17 protein-coding genes are annotated in these 21,731 nt (G+C 64.3%); 10 read left to right on the top strand and 7 right to left on the bottom strand.

All coding sequences use genetic code 11. The annotated features are described in order from the left end of the window. Positions 1 to 284: 284 nt before the first annotated feature. The 5 genes from ACYVD7_RS03700 to ACYVD7_RS03720 form a co-directional block, all read right to left on the bottom strand. Positions 285 to 2,183 (bottom strand): MFS transporter, encoded by a 1,899-nt coding sequence (locus ACYVD7_RS03700; RefSeq protein WP_460759797.1) that lies wholly within the window; start codon positions 2,181 to 2,183, stop codon positions 285 to 287. A gap of 144 nt (positions 2,184 to 2,327) precedes the next feature. Then, positions 2,328 to 5,168, bottom strand: coding sequence for an RHS repeat domain-containing protein (locus ACYVD7_RS03705; RefSeq protein WP_460759206.1), 2,841 nt, complete (start codon positions 5,166 to 5,168; stop codon positions 2,328 to 2,330). A gap of 205 nt (positions 5,169 to 5,373) precedes the next feature. Further along, positions 5,374 to 7,305: a hypothetical protein gene (locus ACYVD7_RS03710; protein WP_460759208.1), complete on the bottom strand. Its 1,932-nt coding sequence runs from the start codon at positions 7,303 to 7,305 to the stop codon at positions 5,374 to 5,376. Between the two features lie 33 nt (positions 7,306 to 7,338). After that, complete coding sequence (locus ACYVD7_RS03715) at positions 7,339 to 7,917, bottom strand: hypothetical protein (protein ID WP_460759211.1); 579 nt, start codon at positions 7,915 to 7,917, stop codon at positions 7,339 to 7,341. A 60-nt stretch (positions 7,918 to 7,977) separates the two neighbouring features. Then, positions 7,978 to 8,460 carry a hypothetical protein gene (locus ACYVD7_RS03720; protein ID WP_460759214.1) on the bottom strand — a complete coding sequence of 161 codons (483 nt, stop codon included), beginning with the start codon at positions 8,458 to 8,460 and terminating at the stop codon, positions 7,978 to 7,980. Between the two features lie 625 nt (positions 8,461 to 9,085). Here ACYVD7_RS03720 and ACYVD7_RS03725 point away from each other — a divergent pair. The 8 genes from ACYVD7_RS03725 to ACYVD7_RS03760 all read left to right on the top strand — a co-directional run bounded on the left by ACYVD7_RS03725 (position 9,086) and on the right by ACYVD7_RS03760 (position 18,309). After that, positions 9,086 to 9,361: a hypothetical protein gene (locus ACYVD7_RS03725; protein ID WP_460759216.1), complete on the top strand. Its 276-nt coding sequence runs from the start codon at positions 9,086 to 9,088 to the stop codon at positions 9,359 to 9,361. 64 nt (positions 9,362 to 9,425) lie between these two features. Next, positions 9,426 to 10,340 carry an HNH endonuclease gene (locus ACYVD7_RS03730; protein ID WP_460759219.1) on the top strand — a complete coding sequence of 305 codons (915 nt, stop codon included), beginning with the start codon at positions 9,426 to 9,428 and terminating at the stop codon, positions 10,338 to 10,340. Between the two features lie 7 nt (positions 10,341 to 10,347). Further along, complete coding sequence (locus tag ACYVD7_RS03735; RefSeq protein ID WP_460759221.1) at positions 10,348 to 10,692, top strand: nucleotide pyrophosphohydrolase; 345 nt, start codon at positions 10,348 to 10,350, stop codon at positions 10,690 to 10,692. Positions 10,693 to 10,725: 33 nt separating this feature from the next. Further along, the gene (locus ACYVD7_RS03740; RefSeq protein WP_460759223.1) at positions 10,726 to 13,164 is read left to right on the top strand and encodes a DNA/RNA helicase domain-containing protein; all 2,439 of its coding nucleotides are present in this window, start codon (positions 10,726 to 10,728) and stop codon (positions 13,162 to 13,164) included. A gap of 18 nt (positions 13,165 to 13,182) precedes the next feature. After that, complete coding sequence (locus ACYVD7_RS03745; RefSeq protein WP_460759226.1) at positions 13,183 to 14,781, top strand: hypothetical protein; 1,599 nt, start codon at positions 13,183 to 13,185, stop codon at positions 14,779 to 14,781. Positions 14,782 to 15,617: 836 nt separating this feature from the next. Then, positions 15,618 to 16,148 carry a MarR family transcriptional regulator gene (locus tag ACYVD7_RS03750; protein WP_460759228.1) on the top strand — a complete coding sequence of 177 codons (531 nt, stop codon included), beginning with the start codon at positions 15,618 to 15,620 and terminating at the stop codon, positions 16,146 to 16,148. A 430-nt stretch (positions 16,149 to 16,578) separates the two neighbouring features. Further along, entirely contained in the window at positions 16,579 to 17,421 is an 843-nt protein-coding gene (locus tag ACYVD7_RS03755) for a class I SAM-dependent methyltransferase (protein ID WP_460759231.1), read from the top strand. Positions 17,422 to 17,430: 9 nt separating this feature from the next. Beyond that, positions 17,431 to 18,309: an RluA family pseudouridine synthase gene (locus ACYVD7_RS03760; RefSeq protein WP_460759234.1), complete on the top strand. Its 879-nt coding sequence runs from the start codon at positions 17,431 to 17,433 to the stop codon at positions 18,307 to 18,309. Between the two features lie 117 nt (positions 18,310 to 18,426). On the opposite strand, the gene ACYVD7_RS03765 is transcribed toward ACYVD7_RS03760, so the two are convergent. Both ACYVD7_RS03765 and ACYVD7_RS03770 read right to left on the bottom strand, forming a co-directional pair. Next, positions 18,427 to 18,681 carry a hypothetical protein gene (locus ACYVD7_RS03765; RefSeq protein ID WP_460759237.1) on the bottom strand — a complete coding sequence of 85 codons (255 nt, stop codon included), beginning with the start codon at positions 18,679 to 18,681 and terminating at the stop codon, positions 18,427 to 18,429. Between the two features lie 229 nt (positions 18,682 to 18,910). Further along, entirely contained in the window at positions 18,911 to 19,291 is a 381-nt protein-coding gene (locus ACYVD7_RS03770; RefSeq protein ID WP_460759240.1) for a hypothetical protein, read from the bottom strand. Between the two features lie 204 nt (positions 19,292 to 19,495). Here ACYVD7_RS03770 and ACYVD7_RS03775 point away from each other — a divergent pair, with 204 nt between their 5' ends. After that, entirely contained in the window at positions 19,496 to 19,969 is a 474-nt protein-coding gene (locus ACYVD7_RS03775) for a hypothetical protein (protein ID WP_460759242.1), read from the top strand. A 28-nt stretch (positions 19,970 to 19,997) separates the two neighbouring features. Continuing rightward, positions 19,998 to 21,668 carry an XVIPCD domain-containing protein gene (locus ACYVD7_RS03780; RefSeq protein ID WP_460759244.1) on the top strand — a complete coding sequence of 557 codons (1,671 nt, stop codon included), beginning with the start codon at positions 19,998 to 20,000 and terminating at the stop codon, positions 21,666 to 21,668. Positions 21,669 to 21,731 lie beyond the last annotated feature (63 nt).

Genomic DNA, 21,731 nt, shown 5'->3' on the forward strand with positions numbered 1-21,731 from the left:
ATTGCTACCTCATCGACGCACCGTGACCCACCGCAAGCATCATCGCGCGCGGTAGCGGGTTGAAACCCGCCCTACGCCGCACCCCCGCGCAACTCGCGCACCATCGCCTCCAGCTTCGTACGGCGGGTCTCGACCGCCGCCGCACCATCGCGCGCAACGACGGGTTGGCCTTAAGCAACAAACAGATGTCATCCCGAGCGCAGCGAGGGATCTGCTGTCTCGCCGCGAAAAACAGATCCCTCGCTGCGCTCGGGATGACAGAGACCGTAGGGTGTTGCCCCGCCCTACGCCGCACCCCCGCGCAACTCGCGCACCTTCGCCTCCAGCACCTCGGCCGTCGCCGCCTCGGGCGTCATCGGCGCATCCGCCATCACTTCCAGGTGCGCGCGGAAACGCCGCGGCACGCGCAGCCGACCCATGCGATTGTCACGATGGCTCCACATGCTCGCCCACATCCCGCGCAGCGCCATCGGAATCACCGGCACCGGCCTACGCTCCAGGATCTTCTCCACGCCCGACTTGAACTTCGCGATCTCGCCGTCCTTCGTCAGCGCGCCCTCGGGGAAGATGCCGACGATCTGCCCGTCGGCCAGCGCCGCGTCGATCTCGTCGAACGCGCGCTGCATCACCACCGGATCCTCCTTCGCCCCCGCGATCGGAATGGCCTTGGCCGTGCGGAAGATCCAGCTCATCACCGGGATCCGGAAGATCTTGTAATACATGACGAAGCGCACCGGCCGCGGAATGCTCGCCGACAGGATCAGCGCGTCCATGTAGCTGACGTGGTTGCACACCACCAGCGCCGGACCTTCGTCGGGAATGTGCTTCTCGATGCCGTGCAGCTTCAGCCGGTACATCGTGCGCACCAGCAGCCAGCTGACGAAGCGCATCGCGAACTCGGGCACGATCGTGAAGATCCAGATCGCCACCAGCGCATTGGCGATGGCGAGCGCCAGGAACAGCTGCGGGATCGTCCAGTGCAGCAGCTTCTGCGCCGCGATCCCCACGCCCGCCGCCAGCACGATGAAGAACGCATTCTGGATGTTCACGCCCGCGATCACCCGCGACAGCTCGCCCTTCGGTGTACGGCTCTGGATCAGCGCGAACAGCGGCACCAGGAAGAACCCCGCAAACAGACCAATGCCCACCAGATCCATCACGATTCGCCACGCCCCCGGCTCGCGCAGGAAGCCCATCGCATCCAGCCCCGACACCGGCGCCACGCCGCTGCGCGCGAAGTACAGGTCGAGCAGGAAGCCGGTCATGCCGATCGCGCCCATCGGCACCAGGCCGATTTCGACCGTGCGCGCCGACAACTTTTCGCACAGTAGCGAGCCCACGCCCGTACCGATCGAGAACAGCGCCAGTGCCAGGATGTAGATGGTGGCGTCGTCGCGCGGCGCGCCCAGGTTGAGCTCCGCGTACGTCGGCAGGTTGGAGGTGATCACCGTGCCGAAGAACCAGAACCACGACACCCCCAGCACCGAGTTGCGCACGCCCGGCTGGCGGCGCGTGAGCCGCATGATCGCCAGCGATTCGGGAATCGGATTCCAGTTGATCCGCAGGTCCGGCGCACCGGCTTCCGCACGCGGAATGAAACGACTGACGACATTGCCCGTGATCGCCAGCAGCACGATGGCAATGGCCGCCACCACCGGCCCATGCGCGCCCGCCACCTGGAAGATCAAACCGCCGAACAGCATCCCCGCCAGGATCGAAATGGACGTACCCATCTCCACCAGTCCATTGCCGCCGGTAAGTTCCTCCGGCTTGAGCACCGACGGCAGGATCGAATACTTCACCGGTCCGAACAGCGTCGACTGCACGCCCGTCGCGAACAGCGCGATCAGCAGCACGATCATGTTCTGGGTCAAAAAGCCGATCCCCGCGAACGACATGATCACGATTTCCATCGTGGTCGTGATGCGGATGAGTCGAGACTTCTCCAGCTTCTCCGCGATCTGCCCCGCCGTGGCCGAGAACAGGAAGTACGGCAGGATGAAGATCGCCGGCGCCAGGTTGGTGTAGAGCGTCTTGTCCGCCGGATCGACCGCCAGGTACCCCAGCAGGCCGATGATCGCCAGCCGATAGACGTTGTCGTTGAACGCACCCAGCGACTGGGTCAGGAAGAACGGCAGGAAGCGTCGCTGCCGCAGCAGGTCGAACTGCGAGTGATGGTCAATGCGTGGTGTGCCTGCGTCCATGGAGCCCCCGGTGTGTGCGCGAGGAGCCTAGCAAACGCCGCTTCGGATCGTCAGCGCACCTTGCGTCCCCAAAAAAGAAGGCCCCGCAATGCGGGGCCTCCAGGACTTCAACAAGGCTGCGACTTACCGCTCGCGCGGCCGCTTGATATGGAAATGCGTGTTGTGGATCGCGTTGTAGGTCAGCTGGGTCTGCGCGAACCCCCATGCCCCCAACCCGGTATCGAACGCATGCCCCGACGCACTCACCGTGCCGTTGACCAGCAGTCCCCGCGCCCAACCCTGCGGCAGCGCGATGCCCGAGGCCGTGTACGCCGTGCCGATGGCGTAGTAGATCGTCTGCGCATCGGTCGTCGACAGGATCGTCTGGAAGCGCGGACGCGTCTGCGAAACCCAGGCGGTGATCGCGGCGCGGTCGGCCTGGGTCTGGTCGGCCGGTTGCGAGAGCACGCGGATCACGGCATTGCGCAGGCGGTTGTAGTTGTCCTCGCCGCTGGTGGCGCCGGCGAACCGGTACACGTGGTACAGGTCGATGTCGGTGCCGACGTCGTGCGTGGCGTGGCCGATGTCGCGGCCGTGCTCGCCGGAGATGTCGTCGATCCGAGTCAACAGCGCACCGTGCTGGTCGATGAACTCCCAGGTGCGTGCCGCCAGCCAGTCGTCGCCGCCCGAATCGCGCTGTCCGTAGCGACGGGTGGGATCACGCCAGTACGCCTGCAACCGCCACAGCGCCCGCTTGGCCGAGCTGATGGCGTCGTCGGAGACTTCCGTCCCGTCCTGCAGGTTGGCGAACACCGTGAACTTGTAGGTGATGGCGTGTGCCGGCGGCGGAACCGTGTTGATGTTGCCTCCGGCGTGGTAGGTGACGCGCACGCGCAACGTCGTGTCGTTGACCACCTGCACGTTGGCGCCCGGGCCCTCCTCGAAGATCTGGCCCATCGTGCCGCTGCCATGCTGCAGCTCTGCGCGGACGCGCGTGACCTGCGCTCCATCGGGCTTGTCGATGGTGAGCGTGAACCAGCGTGCCAGCGTGTTGTTTTCACCCTGCAGCGGCACGCTGTAGGAATTGTGGTCGCCGTCGGTGCTGGCCAGGCGCTCGGCCGTGACCTCCTTGATGATCAACCGGTCCGGATCGTCGCTGAGGTCGGCATCGACGATCGTGGGCAGAAACTCATCGGCGACGTTGGTCGCGGTCGCCGCCAGCAGCAGTTCCGCCGGCGCCTGCGCCGTGAGCGCCGCCACGTCGAAGGTCTCCTCGATGTAGCCGGTGGACCCGTTGGCCAGCCAGATCGGCGCCTGCGTCAGCTGCGAGTTGACGTTGCGCGATGTGTTGAACAGCTGCTGCCCCGACTGGCGCGCGTGCACGCTCAGCGACCAGGTGTCGTTGTAGATGCTCTGCTGGCGGACGTAGACCGGATATTCCGCGGTCGTCACCAGGTAACGCAGCACCACGCGCTGTGTGCCCTGCGCGACGGTCAGCGTGCGACTGCCGCTCACCTGCGTGTCGGCGGCGCCCGCGCCGACGCGCAGGTTGACCGTGTCCAGCGTCGACAGGTTGCCGTCGGCGAAACCGCCGGCTGCGTGCAGGGCGCTACGCTGCGCGGCGGTCACCGGATCGATCGTCGGCGTGCCATTGCCGGCGTCCCCAGCCGCGTTGAACAACGGCAGCAGTTCGAACCGACGCACGCCGTTGGCGATGTCGTCGGCATGCGTCATCGTCACCCGCGCCAGGCTGGACCGCGTCAGGAAGAAGCTGGCCTGCCCGTAGTAGTAGCGGCCCGACTGCAGCGTGACGCTGTCCAGGTTGGCGTTGCCCAGCGGCACCGGACCAAACGACAGGTTGCCCGCGGCATCGCTGGTGCGCACCACGGTGAGGTCGGAGCCCATCAAACGATAGGTGACCTGGATCCCCGCCACCGGCAGCGACGGGTTCGACGGCGGCGCCACCAGGGTGACGTTGAGCGCGTGCTGGCCCAGGTACAGCGGCATCGTGCCCAGCAGCGTGAAGCCCAGCGCGTCCTCCGCCATCACCCGCAGCACCAGCGTGCGTCCGGGATAGCGAGCCACCGCATCGGCCACCGTCGCCAGCGTGACCGGTTCCAACCGGCCCAACGCATCGACCTGGAAGTCATCGGTGAGGCGCTCCAGCGTGTTGCCGATGTCATCCTCCAGCGTCACCTCCGCCACCGACACCGCCGCGCGCGGCGCACCGCCGTCGAGCAGGGTGACGGTGAAGCTGGTGAAGCCCGCCGGCAGCACGTTCTCGCTGACGCTGCTGACCGACAGTTGCACCGGCGAGGTCACTTCCTTGGAGTCGTCCAGCACCAGCTCCAGCGGTACCGTGGCGCCCGCCGCGGCCTGCACGCTCGCCTCGGCGATCGACGTCGACGGCACGATCGCCTGCACCGCGACCAGCCCCGCCGGCACCGTGACCGTCGCCTTGCCGTTGGCATCGGTAAGGGCCAGGTGCTTGCCGTCGACGAACACGTACACCCCTTCGCCCGCCGGCGCGCCCTTGCCGTCGGGCGTGGTCTCGTCAAAGCGGAACACGCTGATCGCCAGCGTCGACGTACCCACCGGCACTTCGCCATTGATGCAGCGGCGGAAGTCGGTGACCGCCTCGGCGACGAGGGTCTTGCTCTGCGCGCCCACGCCCTTGGTCGGGTTGCCGGCGAGCAACTGGCCGAGCGTGTCGAGATTGCCGTTGGCGATGGCCGGCAGCTTGTCTTTCCAGAACGCGCGCCACGCGTTGTCCAGCTTGGTCTGCAGCTTGTGCTGGTCGCCGTTGCTGGCGATCTCGGTGGCGATGATCAGGCTGGCCGCGTCGTACTGCGCCTCGCAACTGTGACCGGCGGGTGCCTGCGAAGAGTTGGCAGTGCTCGCGACCGTGGCCAGCGCTGCAACCGACAACAACAGCAGCGCCGCCTTGCTTCGCAAGCGGTGTAACAAAGATTTGCGACTGAACATGTGACCTCCGTGGTCATGGGGACTGCCTGTTTCCGTTGTCTTGCATGTCGTCGTGCGGGTTGTCCGTGGGTGTCATCTCCTGTGGCCAAGGGTGGGGCGAGCTGCATCTACTGGAACGGGCGAGCCAATGGTTGAGCAGGCGTTCGTGTTCGGCGTGGTGCGGCGGTGTCGTCACGAACCTGGTAGAGCGTGACACGGAAAAGCCTTACGCCATCCCCCTCGCACCGATGCCGGGCGTGGCCAGTGTTGGATGCCTTTCCATGCTGCGCGAGGCGTGCTGCTGGTCCAGCTGTTCGCATTGCCGCAGCGATTCGGTGAGCGGCGGTGCCGGCGCGGACAGGTCGACCTTGGCCCAGAAGCCTGGGGTCTTGCCCATCACGAAGGCGTTGCCGTCATGCACCGTGACTTTGTCCAGCCCGTTGACGGCGCGGACCCCTGCTTCCTTGACTAGCGCAAGAGCGTGCGCAGCTTGTGCATCGGGAGTACCTGCAGGCAACTGTCTGCGGATCGCGTCGAACAACGGATAGTCGCGATGGGTTTGCGGGAAGACCTGTGACGACTGCACGTGCGCGCCTTGCCCAAGCGGCGAAGCGGATGCCGCTGGCGGCGCGCCTGTGCGCACCGGCGTCGACTGGAGTGGCTGCCCTTCCCGCGTGGGTCCTGTGAGGTTGATCCCGAGCTGACCGCTCTGGAAGTCCTCGACAACGACACGCTCCCGAAGGGCAGGATCCGTAGCCAGGCTGTCGACAATAGAAAGGTTGCGGCCTTCCAATGTGTAGGTGAAGCGACCGTCTTCGCTGCGATAGATGTTTTCCGGATCGGCCGCTGTCCGGCAACCGCCAGTCAGCTGTTGACCTCCCCAACGCACCTCGCCTACGCCATCACTATCCAACACGGTGTCGCCCGCGCCGATGATGTAGGTGTCGCGTCCCTGGCCTCCCTCCAGACGGTCATGTCCCTGCCCACCGATCAGGATGTCGTCGCCGAGATGTGAGCGCAGGGTGTCGTTACCGCCTCGCCCGACGAGCACGTCATTGCCGGCAATCTCTCGCGGATTCTGTTCGCGCGACATCCGCTGCGAATCGATAGTGGCAGCGTGATTCGGGTCGACGTCCATCGTGGTGGAGTTTCCCTGCTCGCGTCTGAGTGCGAGGTTGCGACTGTTGGTGCGGCTACCATTGGTGTCCGTGGGGTACTGGCGGTCAACTTCGTCGCGGTTCCGCAAATCCCGCTCCGGGGCGACGTAGATGCGCCCAGCATTGAAGTTGGCGTCGGTCAGCCTGTCCGCCAGATCCGGGTACTCCCGTCGAAGCTCCCGCAGCAGCACGGTCCGCGCGGGTGCGAGCGCGTCGGCAATGTTCGGGACGTTCCCGTATTCATTGACAAGTGAGGGGTAGTCGCGATTTGCCTGCGCAATGCGATTGTGCCGGGCAATGTCACCCTCGGCCGTCACTCCGAAGCCACGCTCCACGCGATCGATTTCGTCGCGATGAAGTTGATACATGCGGTAGACGTTTCTGGCTTCGTCCGGCGTGACATTGTCCCGGTCGTCATAGAGGCCGAATACGTGAGCTTCGGCGAAGCGGCGTTTACGAAGGCCTGCCTCGGCGTCGTTGTTGCTGCCCCAGCAGTTGTAGCGCACCTGAAACCATGCTTCCGCGCGGTCTCCGTCGCGGATCGCATCCATGACCGGGTGCTCGGGAATACTGTTCCGCGGGATACCAGCCAGCATTCCTGTGCCGCGATTGTATGCAAGCGAAACCAGTGCAATCCGCTCATCCGACAGCGGCATGTGCAGGTCATCTGCGGGCCCGGCGAACTCTTCCAGTGAGGCTCGAAGCAACTGGTCGGAATCGGTCGCGTCCAGTTGCCGCGAGAACGTCAGGCCCACCCTGGTTTTGTCCGTGGCCGGAGCGGCATCGATCGCAGTCAGTGTCTGCCACTGCGCCGGCGTCAGTTCGATGCCGCTCTCCCTCCAGATCGCAACATTGTTGTTCCGGTTGAAGGTGTAGCCCCATCCGATCGTCGCGCGGTTGTCGCCTACATCCTGCACGTTTGCGTGCAGGCCCTCAGACTGGACTATCACCATCCGCAGCTTGCGATCGTATTCAGCCTGTTCCAGCTCCCTATAGTTCATTCGCACACCTCCGTTGTGTGGACTGGTCTTGCATCAGTCTCGTGCCCTTGTCGGAATGCCGCGACAGTCAACTTCTTTCTTGCCAGCAACTTTTCCCGAGGATTGCTTCTTCGTCAGCACGTCATCCATCGCAATGATGTCGATGTCCTGCTCAACCTGGTGCACCGTTTCCCGAATCTTCCAGCGCATGCACCGGCCATCGACGGTTGCCTGGATGAGATAGATTCCGCCGCTGCGCAGGCTTTCCACGGTGAGGACGGCGGTGTTTCCGACGGCGATGCCGTGGATGATTCCGCCTTCGTCGGTTTGTGCCAAGCGCACCCGCGCGCCGAAGGATTCGCCGCTGATCTTGTCGCCTGCCTGGGCCAGCGTTACGTCGAACCCGCCGCACTCCGCCGCTGGATCCGTCTTGTCGCACCATTGCACCGACCAGTCGCCAGTGAAATCAGGTTTGGCCGCTTGCGTGGGTTCTACTTCAACCGTCGCGCGCCGATCTGTGTCAGACGCGAGCGCTGTTTGGCTGGATGCGCAAGAAGCCAAGCCAATGCACAAGGCTGGCAGAAGACCGGCAAAGACCTGCCTTGCCCGGCCCGAGTAAGTGTTGATTGCCATGTAGGTGTCGTCCTCAGCAAAAAGAGGCCCCGCACCGCGGGGCCTCCGTCCTTGTCGTTATTACGCCGTAGCCGCCGGCACATTCCCCGCCGGCGCTTCCTGCGGCCCGCGCTCGAAACGCTTGCCCATCATCTTGCGCAGCGCTTCCACGCCCAGGCCTTCGGAGTTCTTGGTGTGGTGATAGACATCCAGCGCGCCGGACATCGCGTCGCTGCCGTGGGCGACCTCCGCGTTGTGCACCAGCTCCAGCACGCGCGTGAGTTCGATGCGCAGCGCGTGCAGGCGCTGGCGCGACTGCACGTCGCGCAGCAGCTCGTCCATGTCGAAATTGCGCGGCAGCATGCCGATGTTCCGCGCCCCGACCTCCACCGCCTGCTCGACGAAGGCGATCGACCCGTCGCCCATGCGCACCGCACGCTGCTTCTGGTCCTGCGTGATGGGCGAGAGCCCGTCCTGCAGCTCGGCGACAAACGCCTCGCACTTGGCGGTGACCAAGGCCCACTTCTCCGCGCTGACGTGGCGGTACCCGTAGTTCTGGCTCATGTAGCTCCTTGCGTCCTTCTGGTGTTGCGTTCCAAGGCCATCACGTCATGCGATGGCGGTCGCACTTTACCGTCGCGCGGGCGCACGCCGGAAGCCATGCGTTTCACTTCCCCCTGGGTAACTCCCTCCCCACCCCCTGCGCACCCGTGCGCATCGACCACGCCACCCTTGCGATTGCGGCTGAAAGCCTTGCGCGCAAACCTCGCCCGCCCCGCGCGAGGACCGGCGCACCTCCTGCCGACCCCCTGGCCAGCCCCGACCAACCCCCTCGCCAAGCCCCCCCCGACCCCCGGCGCACCCTTGCGCGCGGACCTGTCCGCCCTCGCCAAACCCCCAGGCCAGCCCCGCGCGACCCCTCCCCAAGGTCCAGCCGACCCCCTGGCGAGGCTCGGCATACCCCCGGCGGAGCCTTGCTCGCCCCCTCGCAACCCGCAGTTTTTGGGCGTGCAAGCGCAGTGGTGCACCGACAAAGCCCGTTGGATCAAGCGCTTGCGCGTACCTGGGCCCCGTGGGCGACCGGCGCCCCATCGCCAGGCCCCACCGGATGCCCCGCACCCGGCGCGACCTCAACGGCACCGTCTCGCCCCCTGCGACACCCCGCACGGATACTCCTTTCGGAGGCCCCATGCCCACCCAAGCCCACGACCCCGCGTCCGAAGACGCCCTCGACGGCACCCGCAACGCCGTCTTCCTCGCCGCCACCCACGCGACCCTGCTGGCGATGACGCCCCGCCAGCGCGACGTCTTCCGCCAGCTGTGCTGCCTGCAGATGGACGACGCCGGCCCGCACGCGCTGCTGCCCCACGTCGTTGCCGGCTTCCTCGCCGTGTCGAGCCGGCCGTGGTGGGACCACAACGTCGCCGGTTTGCCCGACGAGTCCGAAGCGCCTGCCCGCCGGTGAGCGCCGCACCCAGCGCCTATGATCCGAAGCAGTTGCAGGGCTGTTTATTTCCGGAAGAGGGGCTATGCGATTCTGGCTTGGTGTAACCGACAACCAATGGTTCAACTTTGTCTCATCGCATCAGTGTCCGGAGGTCAATTTCTGGCAACCGTCCGCACGGGCACCATTCGTGGATTTGCCGGAGGGGACGCCTTTTCTCTTCAAGTTGAAGCGCCCTAACCACCACATCGCGGGTGGTGGCCATTTCGTCCGCCATACCCGACTCCCCTTGTCTACGGCGTGGGATGTCTTTGGTCAGCAGAATGGAGCGGATTCGCTGCAGGAATTCATCCGCCTTATCTCCGGCAATCGCGCCGATCCAGCGACACTGGAGGCCGAGATTGGATGCACCGTCGTCACTGATGTTTTCTATCTGCCGCAACCGAGGTGGGTTTCGGCTGAAGGCCGATTTGAAAAGAACATCGTTGTCGGCCGCACCGCCGACACGTTGGCGCGCGCGGAGGACTTGGCGCTGTGGAATGAGCTGCAATTTGCGCGAAGCTCGAGCGCGGTGCTGGAGCAAGTGCCGGAGCAGGCGCGTTACGGGCGCGAATTTATCGCCAAATCCCGACTCGGGCAGGGGTCGTTCCGAACGCTAGTGATAGACGCCTATGGTCGTCGCTGTGCCATTACCGGCGAGAACACGCTTCCGGTGCTGGAAGCGGCACACATCCAGCCTTACGCTGAATCGGGTCCGCATCAGGTTAGCAATGGTCTGCTGTTGCGCTCGGATTTTCACAAGCTGTTCGACGCGGGCCTAGTGACGGTCGAGCCCGACTATCGCGTCCGTGTGAGCGGGAAGATTCGGGACCGGTATTTCAACGGCAAGGCCTACTACCGGCTGGACGGTCAGCAACTGGCATCATTGCCTGAGAACGCCGGTGATCAACCGGATCCCGGCTTCCTCGGCTGGCACAACAACCACCGCTTCGTCGCTTGAGGTCACCATGCTTTCCGAATCACTTCGCCAGCGTCTTCTCGACTTCAGGTCTGCGCGCGACTGGGAGCAATTCCACAACTTGAGGACGCTGTCGACCTCCATCGTGCTTGAGGCTGCCGAGCTTGCGGAAGTCACCCAGTGGGCTCGTGACAAGGAGTTGACGGACGTGGTCAGCAGTAGGCGCGTTCAAATAGAGCATGAGGTCGCGGACATCCTCATCTTGCTGACGTACCTCGTGAATGATCTTGGGATCGATATCGAGGCGGTTGTTGAAAGGAAGCTCAAGCTCAATGCGGAGAAGTATCCCGTTGATCTGGCGAAGGGCACCGCGCGAAAGTACGACGAGCTTTAACCGGTGCGCTTTTTTTAGAGGGGGTTGAGCCGCATGTTCCTGTATTCCGGAACCACACCGGACTTCATCAAAGAAACGACGCACAACGCCATCGCGCACCGGCTCGCGAAGGCGTTCGAAGTTCATTTCCGGTATCCGCCATCGCCTGCTGAGTACCAGTCTTGGCAGAACTCGCTGCGCTGCTTCTCGGATGTGTTGCGCGAAGGCAATCTGTTCGATCAGGGCATCTTCCTCGAATACCAGCTCCCACTCTCCTCCAAGCGCTTGGATGCGATGGTGACCGGACGGGATACTCATCGCGACCGTGCCGTGATCGTCGAGCTGAAGCAGTGGAGCGTCGCCGAGCTAGGGAGCGGAGACGACCTGTTGAAAACGTGGGTCGGTGGTAATCACCGCGATGTACTTCATCCATCGGTGCAGGCGAATCAGTACCGTAGGTATCTGGAGGACATGCACGCCGCTTTCCACTCCGACGATGACCGAGTGGGGCTGGAGGCCTGCGCTTACCTCCACAACTACCGTCCCGTTGATGCAGACCCCTTGTTCCACGGTCGTTCCGAAGCTGTGAGGAAGCTGGCCCCTGTGTTCACATCGAATGATGTTTCACGGCTGGCCGGGCATCTCTCAGAGCGCCTTGGTCATGGCGACGGCGAACGCGTCATGCAACGAATTGCCATCAGTCGCTATCGTCCGGCGAAGAAGTTGCTTTCGCATGTCTCCAAGGTGATCAAGGAGGAGCCGGCATTCGTCCTCCTGGATGAGCAGCAGGTGGTGTTCAGTCAGGTAATGGCGGCGGTGGAGTCCGCGATGAACGACGACCACAAGCACGTCTTCCTGGTGCATGGCGGCCCGGGCACAGGCAAATCGGTGCTGGCACTCAATCTGCTGGGCGCGCTTTCGGGCATGGGCCACAACGCGCAACATGCCACGGGATCAAAAGCTTTCACCAAGACGATGCAGAAGATCGTCGGTGGTCAGGCCGGCCAGCAGTTCCGCTACTTCAACAATTTCGGCCAGGCGCAGCCGAATGATGTTGACGTGCTCCTGTGCGACGAGGCACATCGCATTCGCAAGACGAGTAATAACCGGTTCACTCCTGTTGGCCGGATGTCTGAACGTCCCCAAGTGCAGGAACTCATCGAGGCAGCGCGGGTGTCTGTCTTTCTACTAGACGACCAGCAGATCGTGCGACCAAACGAGATCGGCTCGTCCGTGCTGATCAGAGAGGCTGCGGATGCCTACGGTTGCGTGTTGCACGAGAGCTGGCTGGAAACGCAATTCCGCTGCGCGGGGTCAGAGGGCTTCGTCAACTGGGTCGACAATACGCTGGAAGTGCGACGGACTGCCAACGTGCTGTTCGATCAGGCGCAGGAGACCTTCCAGTTCGGCATCGTCGAAAGTCCAGAGGCACTTGATGCGTTGATTCGCAAGAAGTCGGGCGACGGTCATTCCGCAAGGCTTGTGGCGGGATACTGCTGGCCATGGTCAAGGGAGCTGGGCGCAGATCGTCAGTTGCTGAAGGACGTACGCATCGGGGCATTCGAGCGAGCTTGGAATGCGCGACCTGACATGACGGGCTTACCTAGGGGTGTGCCTAAAGCGGACTACTGGGCATATGAGGAGGGTGGCCTAGATCAGGTCGGCTGCATCTATACCGCCCAAGGATTCGAGTTCGATTATGTCGGCGTCATTTGGGGGCGCGACCTGCGCTACGAGCCCGGTGTCGGCTGGGTTGGTGACAAGACCGTGTCGCATGACACGCCCGTTAGGCGATCCGGAGACCGTTTCCTTGCGCTGGTGAAGAACACATATCGTGTGCTGCTGTCGCGCGGAATGAAGGGTTGCTACGTCTATTTTGAAGACGCTGAAACGGAAAAGTTTGTTCGCAGCCGGACGGAGAGCCTCGGTTTCGCGCCCAAGCTAGCCGCAATTCCCACGCGGCCTATCAAGCCTGAAGCGCTGCCAGAGCCACTGGATGCACGGCCGTTTCAGTCCGTGCGCCTGCGAGACGTCCGCCCTTGGGAGAACTCTGTTCCCGTGCTTGACCTGAAGATCGCGGCCGGAAACTTCGGTGACGCGCAGGTCCTGGAGCAGGACGCGATTGAATGGGTTGCATTGCCCGACCATATCCGGATCGCCCCGGGTTACTTCGTTGCCAAGATTCATGGCGAATCAATGAACCGTCGCGTTCCAAATGGCACATGGGTACTGTTCTCGACCGACATGCGAGGCTCCAAGCAAGGGCGCATGGTGCTCGCTAGGCGCCACGATCTGGGCGATCCCGACGACAGCGGCAGGTACACGCTAAAAATCTACGATGCACGAAAGACCGAGACGGACGATGGTCCGCTTTATGAAAGCATCTTGTTGAGGCCCGACAGCACGGATCCGGACTTCAAGCCTATCGAGCTGGATCTTGCGAACGAAGATAGGCCCACCATTGCTGCCTTGGTTGTGGCGGTTCTGGTCTGATCAGGTTCGGAGCGTGGCATGAAAAAAATCGAAGAAGTCGTCGTAGCCCTCAACGCGCGACTCGCAGGAACATCGCTTGGGGATTTTTACGAGCGCCGATTCCGGTTGAACGGCGGTCGCCGCCGCGCAGGCGGTCTGTTCCAAGTAACCCATGGCAATGAGTTGCCGCTGTCCGGCTACTCGTTCCACCGGGGCGGACGGTCGGAGTTGCAGTTCAATATCGGCTTCGAGGAGGGCGGACACTTCCGATACGGCGTCGCCTTCAGCCTGGAGTCCAACCGGAACCTCACCGATCCTGTGTCGGTGCTGCGCCCCAAGATCCTCAGATTCAACGCCGCCTTGCCAGAGTTCCCGGTCCTGCAGAACCTGAGGATGTGGGCCTACCGCAAGAAAGTGCGCTCTGCGGATACGAACGTCGAAGTAGTGCCCGACGAATGGATCAGGCCAAGCACGTTTGTATTCGTCGGCGAGCGGGTGCAGGTAACACCTCGCGGAGTCACGCCGGAGATGGTCGAACGCGCGGCCTCGGTGCTGGTGTCGCTGCTGCCGGTGTACGAGCGCGTCGAGGGCGCGGAAGAGGGTCGGACGGTAGCGGTTGCCAGGCCGGAACGAGCAGCCGTGATTCCCGAGTACATCGCTCGGCTGGCATACAACAGTGCTCGTTGGCGTCGCCCGACGCACGCGGGGGAAGTGCACGAGTCCGGCGACACCTACCGTAGCGAACAAGGTTTCGGCCACGAGGATTGGCTGTTCCGCAACGAGTGGTTGTTGGATGGCTGGCGCTACGGGTTCGTGCAGGGAGTGAACAAGAGCAGGAAGAAGCTCTTGGCCGAGGGGCGACCGTTCCATCTTCGGCTCTTCACCATGCCGGCGCCGGGGGATCGTCGCGCCGTTGCAGAGATCCGTGAGGTCGAATGTTTGACTGATGCGATGGCCGCCGATGCGGTAGCGGCGTTCGAGGAAATGGGATGGCTCGACGCGATGCGTGCGGAAGTGAAGGCGGCAGGCGGTCGCGTTGAGGCGCTCGGGCAGACTGAGTACGCGCCCTTCATCCTCAACTTGCGCTATCGCGTCGACAACCTGCATTGGCTCGATGCCGAGGTCCCGCTGCCGGCAGACGACCCCATCCACAACATCAAGCGCTATAGCCTTTGCGAGGTCGGTGGCGCGATGGATTCGGCCGGTCCAGCGTGGCGCGGTCGCACGGGTAGCGCTGACGTGCCTTCAGCCGGTGAGCGGCGGCGCTTCGTGCAGGGCGGGTGGACGACGTACTCGCCCGAGCACAGCAGAATGCAGAACGCTTTGGTTGCGCAGCTTCGCGAGCGTTACCCGGGCGCGAAGGTCGAGTGCGAACGCGACTTCGTCGACGTGATGGTGCGGACCGACGAGGAAATCCTGTTGTTTGAAGTCAAATCGGACCTGCACCCGCTGTCGGTCGTGCGGCAGGCGCTGGGCCAAGTGTTGGAGTACGCCTTCCACCCGCGGCGTACGCACGACCTGCCCTTGCAATTGGTGCTGGTAGGACGGCGGGCCCTGGAGGGCGACGATCTTGCCTATTTTGAACAACTGAGGCAGCGGTTTGCGCTGCCGTTGTCGTATTGGACCGTGCCTATCTGATAGCTAGAAAACAGGGGTCAGAGGCGATTTAGACCAGGCCCGCAAAACGGGGGGCAGAACAGGGGTCGGTCAGGACGGGGGTCAGAGTGCGGATTCCAAGGAAGTACCCGACCCAATTCCCCCTTCGGTTACCTGCTCCAGCCTCGCTTCAAACGGAGACTCCCATGAGCCAGCCCTCACCTGGAAACAGGGGTCTGGAAACAGGGGTCAGAGAACTATTTCAGAATATGTACTCCGACCCCGTGCCCGAACAGGAAGTTAGGCCGCAATAAGCATCAGTGTCTTCCCACTCCTCGTCCACAACGCATAAGAGGTCACAAGAGATGAGTTCACGCCGCGAATCTTTTCGAGTCGTATTCGTTCTCGCCGCCTTTGGTCTCCTTAGCCTTTTCAGCATGCTCGGTCGCCCGACCCTCGCCAACATTCGCGCGGTGGATTTCGTGCATCTCATCGGCACAGGCATGTGTCTTGGCGGCGCCCTCGTGGCATTTGCCTGGGCACGTTCGCAGTAGTCAGAGACGCGGGCCGCAGCCAAGTCAAGGCTTGCAGCGGCCTAACAATTCGTTCAAGCCGAGCCCGCTTCGCGGCCTCGGCGCCAACCGGTTCCGCTCGGGCGGGCCGGCTTGACTCAGGCGTTGGGCGATAGGGGACATGGATAACAAGGCAGCGGAGACCAGCAGCCCAACAACCTGTTGAACCTGCCCGAATGCCCCTGACGAGGCATCGCCTGGAGTCAGCGGGCGCCGGCCGTGGGCCACCCGCTTCCGGAGGCTTGTGATACCCCGCCGAATCACCGATATTCGCAATTCGCGAATTGCGAATGCCGGGTCTCGTCGATGGAACTGAAGCCGCAAGATCTGCTGGTGTTGTTCAAAGCTGCCGCCCATCCGCAGCAGCGCTGGACGTACGCCGCTTTGGCGGAAGCGCTGTCCATGAGCACGTCGGAGGTCCACGCCAGCGTCAAACGGGCGATGGTGGCCGGGCTGGCACTGGTGCGCGGTCGTGGCGACTGGTCGCCGGTGCGGCCGGCCTTGCTGGAATTCGCGGTGCACGGCGCGCGCTATGTGTGGCCCGCCGTGCCCGGGCCGGTGAAGCGAGGGGTTCCGACGTCATTCGGCATCGAACCGCTGTCGGGACAGATCACGGCCGCGCCCGGCGAGGCCCCGGTCTGGGCACACCCAGGCGGCAGCGCCAAGGGACCAAGCCTTTCCCCTCTCTATCGCACCGCCCCCCAGGCCGCCCTGTCGGATCCGGCGCTGCATCGCCTGCTGGCCCTGCTGGATGCGCTGCGCGCCGGCCGCGCGCGCGAACGTGCGCTGGCCGCCGAATGGCTCCAAAAGGAGTTGGAGTCCACCGATGCGCCGTGACGATCCCAACCTGCCGTACCTGCGTGTCATCGCCAAGGCGCTTGCTTCGACCGTTAATTTCGGTTGGTAGCCGAAGTGAAATTAGCGCCCGACGTTGGGTTCACTTCTCCCCGGGGTCGTCTGTAGCTCGCAGCGAGGCTTCCGTCTGTAGCTGCCTCAGGTCTTCGTCCACCTCGTCCACATCACATGGCGAGGCGACCTGATGATTCATCCGCCCCCGGTTGAACATGGGCTCAGATCAGGCCTAGGCTGCGTTGACTATAGGTAGCGGCTTCCGCCTGTATTCAACCCAGCTTCGAACAAGGGAACCGGGACGCGAACGCACCACTGAGAAGGCGGCAAGAAGTCAGCAAATCGGTTGCTCGGGGAGCAGGGATCAGAACGAGTCCACCGCTTACCTCTTTCCGCCCCGTTTCAAACGGAGACTCCCATGGGCCAGCCGTCATCCGACACCCAATTCAGCGGTTCGATTCCCGAGCTGTACGAACGCTACCTGGTGCCGCTGATCTTCCAGCCCTATGCCGATGACCTGGCGGCGCGCGTGGCAGCACTGCCCGCGCGGCATGTGCTGGAAATCGCGGCGGGCACCGGGGTGGTGACGCGCGCGTTGGCCTCGCGGCTCGCGGCGGACGTGGCCATCGTCGCCACGGACCTCAACGCGCCGATGCTCGAGCACGCGGCGCGCATCGGTACGTCACGCCCGGTGGAATGGCGGCCGGCGGATGCGCAGCAGTTGCCCTTCGCGGACGCGACGTTCGACGTAGTCGTCTGCCAGTTCGGGGTGATGTTTTTTCCGGACAAGCCCAAGGCCTTCGCCGAGGCCCTGCGCGTGCTGCGGCCGGGCGGGTCGCTGCTGTTCAACGTGTGGGACCGCATCGAGGAAAACGCTTTCTCCGACACGGTGACCACCGCGCTGGTGGACGTATTCCCCGATGATCCGCCGCGGTTCCTGGCGCGCACGCCGCACGGGTACTGCGACAAGGTCGTCATCGCGCGTGACCTGGAAGCCGGCGGGTTCACGCAGCCGCCGCGCTTCGACACCGTCGCGGCGACCAGCCGTGCCGATCATCCGCGTATTCCCGCGGTCGCTTACTGCGAGGGAACGCCGCTGCGCAACGAGATCGAAGCGCGCGACGCCTCGTGCCTCGCGCAAGCCACCGACGCAGCCGAGGCCGCGCTGGCCCGTCGCTTCGGCAGTGGCGCGATTGAAGGAAAGATCCAGGCGCTCGTGGTGTCTGTCGGGAAGCCGCAACAGCCACAGCCCCGGGCATGACGGTCCCGCATGCCGATGCATGACGCGCACGGACTGGCTGCCAGCCGCCTGCAACTGCCGCCCGGGCCGTGGCACACGGTGCTCGATTGCCTGTGCGCGCGCTTCCCTTTGATCCCGCGCGAGGTGTGGCTTGATCGCTTCGCGCGTGGACGGGTGCTCGATGCCGGCGGCGCGGCGCTGGCGGTGGATGCGCCGTATCGGTTGGGCGCGGAGATCCGCTACTTCCGCGAGGTCGTGGACGAGGCGGCGATTCCCTTCGCGGAAACCGTGCTGCATGTCGATGCGCACCTGGTGGTGGCGGACAAGCCGCACTTCCTGCCGGTGACGCCGGCGGGCGGGCATGTCCGCGAGACGTTGCTGGCGCGGCTGGTGCAGCGGTTGGGCAATCCCGATCTGGTGCCGCTGCATCGCATCGATCGCGATACCGCGGGGCTGGTGTTGTTCTCGGCCAATCCCGCCACGCGTGATGCGTACCAGTCGCTGTTTCGCCAGCGTCGTATCCACAAGCGCTACGAGGCGATCGCGCCGGCGTTGCCGGGGCTGGCGTTTCCGTTGGTGCATGCGTCGCGGCTGGAGACGGGTGAGCCGTTCTTCCGCATGCGCGAGGTCGATGGCGTGGCCAACAGTGAGACGCGTATCGATGTCATCGAACGCGATGGCGAGTGGTGGCGTTACGCGTTGGAGCCGGTCACCGGGCGCAAGCATCAGTTGCGCGTGCACATGGCGGCGTTGGGTGCGCCGATCCGCAACGATCGGTTGTATCCGCAGCTGACGCCGGTCGCCGATGATGATTATTCGCGGCCGTTGAAATTGCTGGCGCGCGCGTTGGCCTTCGTCGATCCGCTCAGCGGGGTCGAGCGGTGCTTCGAGAGTGGGTTGCGGCTGTAGTCGTCAGGGTGTGTGAGCGACGACTCGTCTCGCGAGGGTGATCCAGCGGGGTGAGTCGTGCGGATGGCGGGTCGAGACCCGCCCTACGCAACCAATCACCGAACTCCCGAAAGCGTCTCAGTGATCCCATTCCAGCGGTCCGATCCGATCCAGCACGTCCATCTTCCAGTCCTCGCCTCGGGTTACCAGGTCCCTCACGGCGTAGCCGGCGGGGCCGCTGAAGGTAGCCAGGCGCCGGAATATCAGTTTGCCGGGCGCGCCGACCTCATCGATGGTGCGTTCTTCATCAAAGATCCCGATGGCGTCCAAGCCCGGGGCGTCGGTCGTCTTCGGGACGAGGCGGACGCTGTAACGGACCGTGCAGTGCGGCATGGCGGCATTCCTGCGTGCGGGGCACGTGAAGTAGGCCACGGCGCCAGTGGGGGTAGTGATTACCCGGATGGGGGATGGGTACGCCGCGGATGCATGGCCCGCGACCGCGCACAGCCGAAGTCAGAGGTCACCTGGCCTGCGCTTCCGGGCAGCTTCTGCTGCTGCCCGCACCCCAAGGAAAAAGAAGGCCCGCTTGCGCGGGCCTTCGGTATGCGTGCAGGAGGTGGGATTACTTCTTGGCTTCTTCAGCGGCCTTATCGGCCTTGTCCGCGACGTTTTGAGCGGCGTCGGCGGTCTTCTGCGCTGCGTCCGCAGTCGCGTCGGCAGCGGTGGCGGCGGCTTGCGTAGCGGCGGCCTTGGCGGCATCGGCCGCATCACCGACGGCAGCACTAGCTTCGCCAGCCGCTTCGCCGGTGGCGGCAGCGGCGGCTTCGACGCCTTGTTGCGCGGCGTCGCCGGCGGCCTGGGCCGCGTCGCTGGCCGCCTGGCCCGCCTGGTCTGCGGCGGCCTGGGCTTCAGCGGCTTCGTCCTGGGCCGTCGGGGTTTCGTTCTGGCAGGCCGACATCGCCAGCATGGTGGCCGCGAGGAAAACGGTGAGTTTGGTGTTCATGAGTCGTCTCCCATTGGGGTTGTTTGACGCTAACTGCGGCTGTGTAAAAGCAGGATCAACTGCGTCAGTAAAGTCAGTGCGCGTAGTGGTTTGGTTAAGGCTGGTATCCACTCAAGCTTCAGGTGGCCTGCGCTCGACAGCCCCAGGCGCCAACGCTAGAGTCCGCCAAGCTCTCCAAGGAACGCTCCCGTGCAAAGGAACTGCATGCAGGCCATCGGCCTGCTCTTCGTCGCCATCGCGACTTCTGCCTGCCAGTCATCTGCGCACCGTCCCGGCCCTTCGGCATCGTCCACTGATGGGGCGTTCGCGGGCAGCTGGCGCTATGCAAGTGGTTGCGAGAACGCGCACGGGGCCGGGTTCGAGATCAGGCAGACAGGCAATACCGCCGACGGCACGTGGGATGAGGGTACGTCGGTCCACGCGGAGAACGGACGGTTCACGGGGGAACTGCGCGGCCGCAAGTTGTTCCTGCGTTTTTGTACGGAGCGGCCCGACGCACCCGGCAAGGGCATCTGCCCCGACTACCGTGATGAGGATGCCTATGTCATCCGACGCGGCGACCACCTGGTCTGGTATCGAGCCTGGGGATCGGGATTCAGGAAATACATCGAGCTGACGCAGGGAAGTCCGGCACTGGGCAATCCGGCGGATTGTCCCAAGTCGAGTTCAGGGGACTGATGGCTGAAGGTCGCAAGGAGGCGATTGAATGACTTCACAAAATGCGGGAATTCCGGATGCGCGTCGTCGGGAGCTGACGGATGACGAACTTCGGGCGCTGGCGTACTTCGCCATCGGCGTGGCATCGGAGGGGAGCCGGGGCGGGATGGATGTCTCGAACAGCCTGTCCTTTGCCGGCAAAACGATCAACGGCCGACTCGACCCGGAGGGAAACAGCGGCTACTCGATCGGCACGTTGCAGGTCGACATGGGGGCGCACCCCGAAGTCGCGACGGCGTTGGTGGATGCGTACCAGGGCTGGACGCGCACCAACCACGCCGACTGGGTGCTGGACGAACGGCAACGCGCACGGACAACAGCGGACCTTGGACGTGACGGACACGCGATCACTGCGCAGGCGGGCCGCCCGCTGGATGCAGGGGTCAAAGCGCATCTGAACGCGTTCCTGCAGTCGCCAGAGGGAATCGAATTTGTCCATGCGCACGACAGCGCGCAGGTGCAGGAATTGATGGGTGGCGTGTTCCCACGTCTGCGCCAGACTGCGCTGTTTCGTGACGCGACGGAGGATGACCAGGTGCGGCTTGCCACCATGCTGGGCAAGCTCCAGAACCAGGGTGGCAACAACTACACGCCAGCCGTGCTCCGGGACATCGGCAACGGTACCCATCGCAGCGTTGCCGATGTAAGCGCCGCGATCGATCACCTGCTCCCGCGTGTCAGTGGAAGGGGCGATTACCTCGAAACCGGACGCGACAATGCGCTCAAGGGCGCCGAGGCTTTCATCGCCTTGCGCAACAGCAGTTCCGCCAATTCGATGCACGAGGCGTGGAGCAGCGTGCTGGCCAACCCGCTCGTCACGCCCACGCGGCTCGATCGCGATGCGGCCCATCCCGACCTGCCGGCGCAGTACGCGACTACGAAGACTCTGTTCATGCAGTACGAACAGGCGCCGGCATTCATCCATGCACTCGAACAGGGCGGCTCTTACAAGTGGGGGCGCCCGCAGCGCGACGCCAACGGTGCCGCGACGGCTGGCCTGTACGCGGCGGGCGACGACTTTGTGGTGTGGAATGCGGCAGGGCAGGGGCATTCGCGCGTCGCTGGTACATGGGCCGAGGTGGCGAGGGACGATCTCACCCGCAGGAACAACCCCGATCGCACTACTGATCTGCTGCTTGCGCAGGGAGGCGTCGAACGCCGACTGCTGCACGTCGATCCCGCCGCGCCGCCGATGCATGTCGGACAATCACGAAGGCGAGGCGAACACGCGCAGCCCGTACCCGTGGATGCCGCGCTGCCCGGCCGCGCGACGCAGGCGACCGTACATCCGCTGCACGAGCAGGCACGTGAAGCGGTGCGGCGACTGGACGCCGGGCTCGGCCGATGCTTCGACGAAACGAGCGAGCGACTCAGTGCCAGTGCGGCTCGCCTGGCGCAGGAGCATGGCTTCCAGCGGATCGACCACATCCTGCTCAACGAACGAACCGCCACCTTGCGCGCCGGTGAGAGCCTGTTCGTCGTACAGGGCCGGCTGGACGATCCTGCGCATCGCGTAGCGAGCATGCGGACGGACGTGGCGGTGCAGACGCCAGTGGCGGAGTCACAGGAGCGCTTGGTGCAGCACGATCGCATCCAGCTGCCGACGTCTGCTGCACAGGCGCCGCCGTTGACGCAGGAGCCGCATCGGCGGGTGGTGTAGCCGTTCGTGCTTGTGTTGGCTAGAAGCGGTTAAGGCGGGTCGAGACCCGCCCTGCCAAGTCAC

It is taken from the genome of Lysobacter fragariae, from assembly GCF_054779775.1.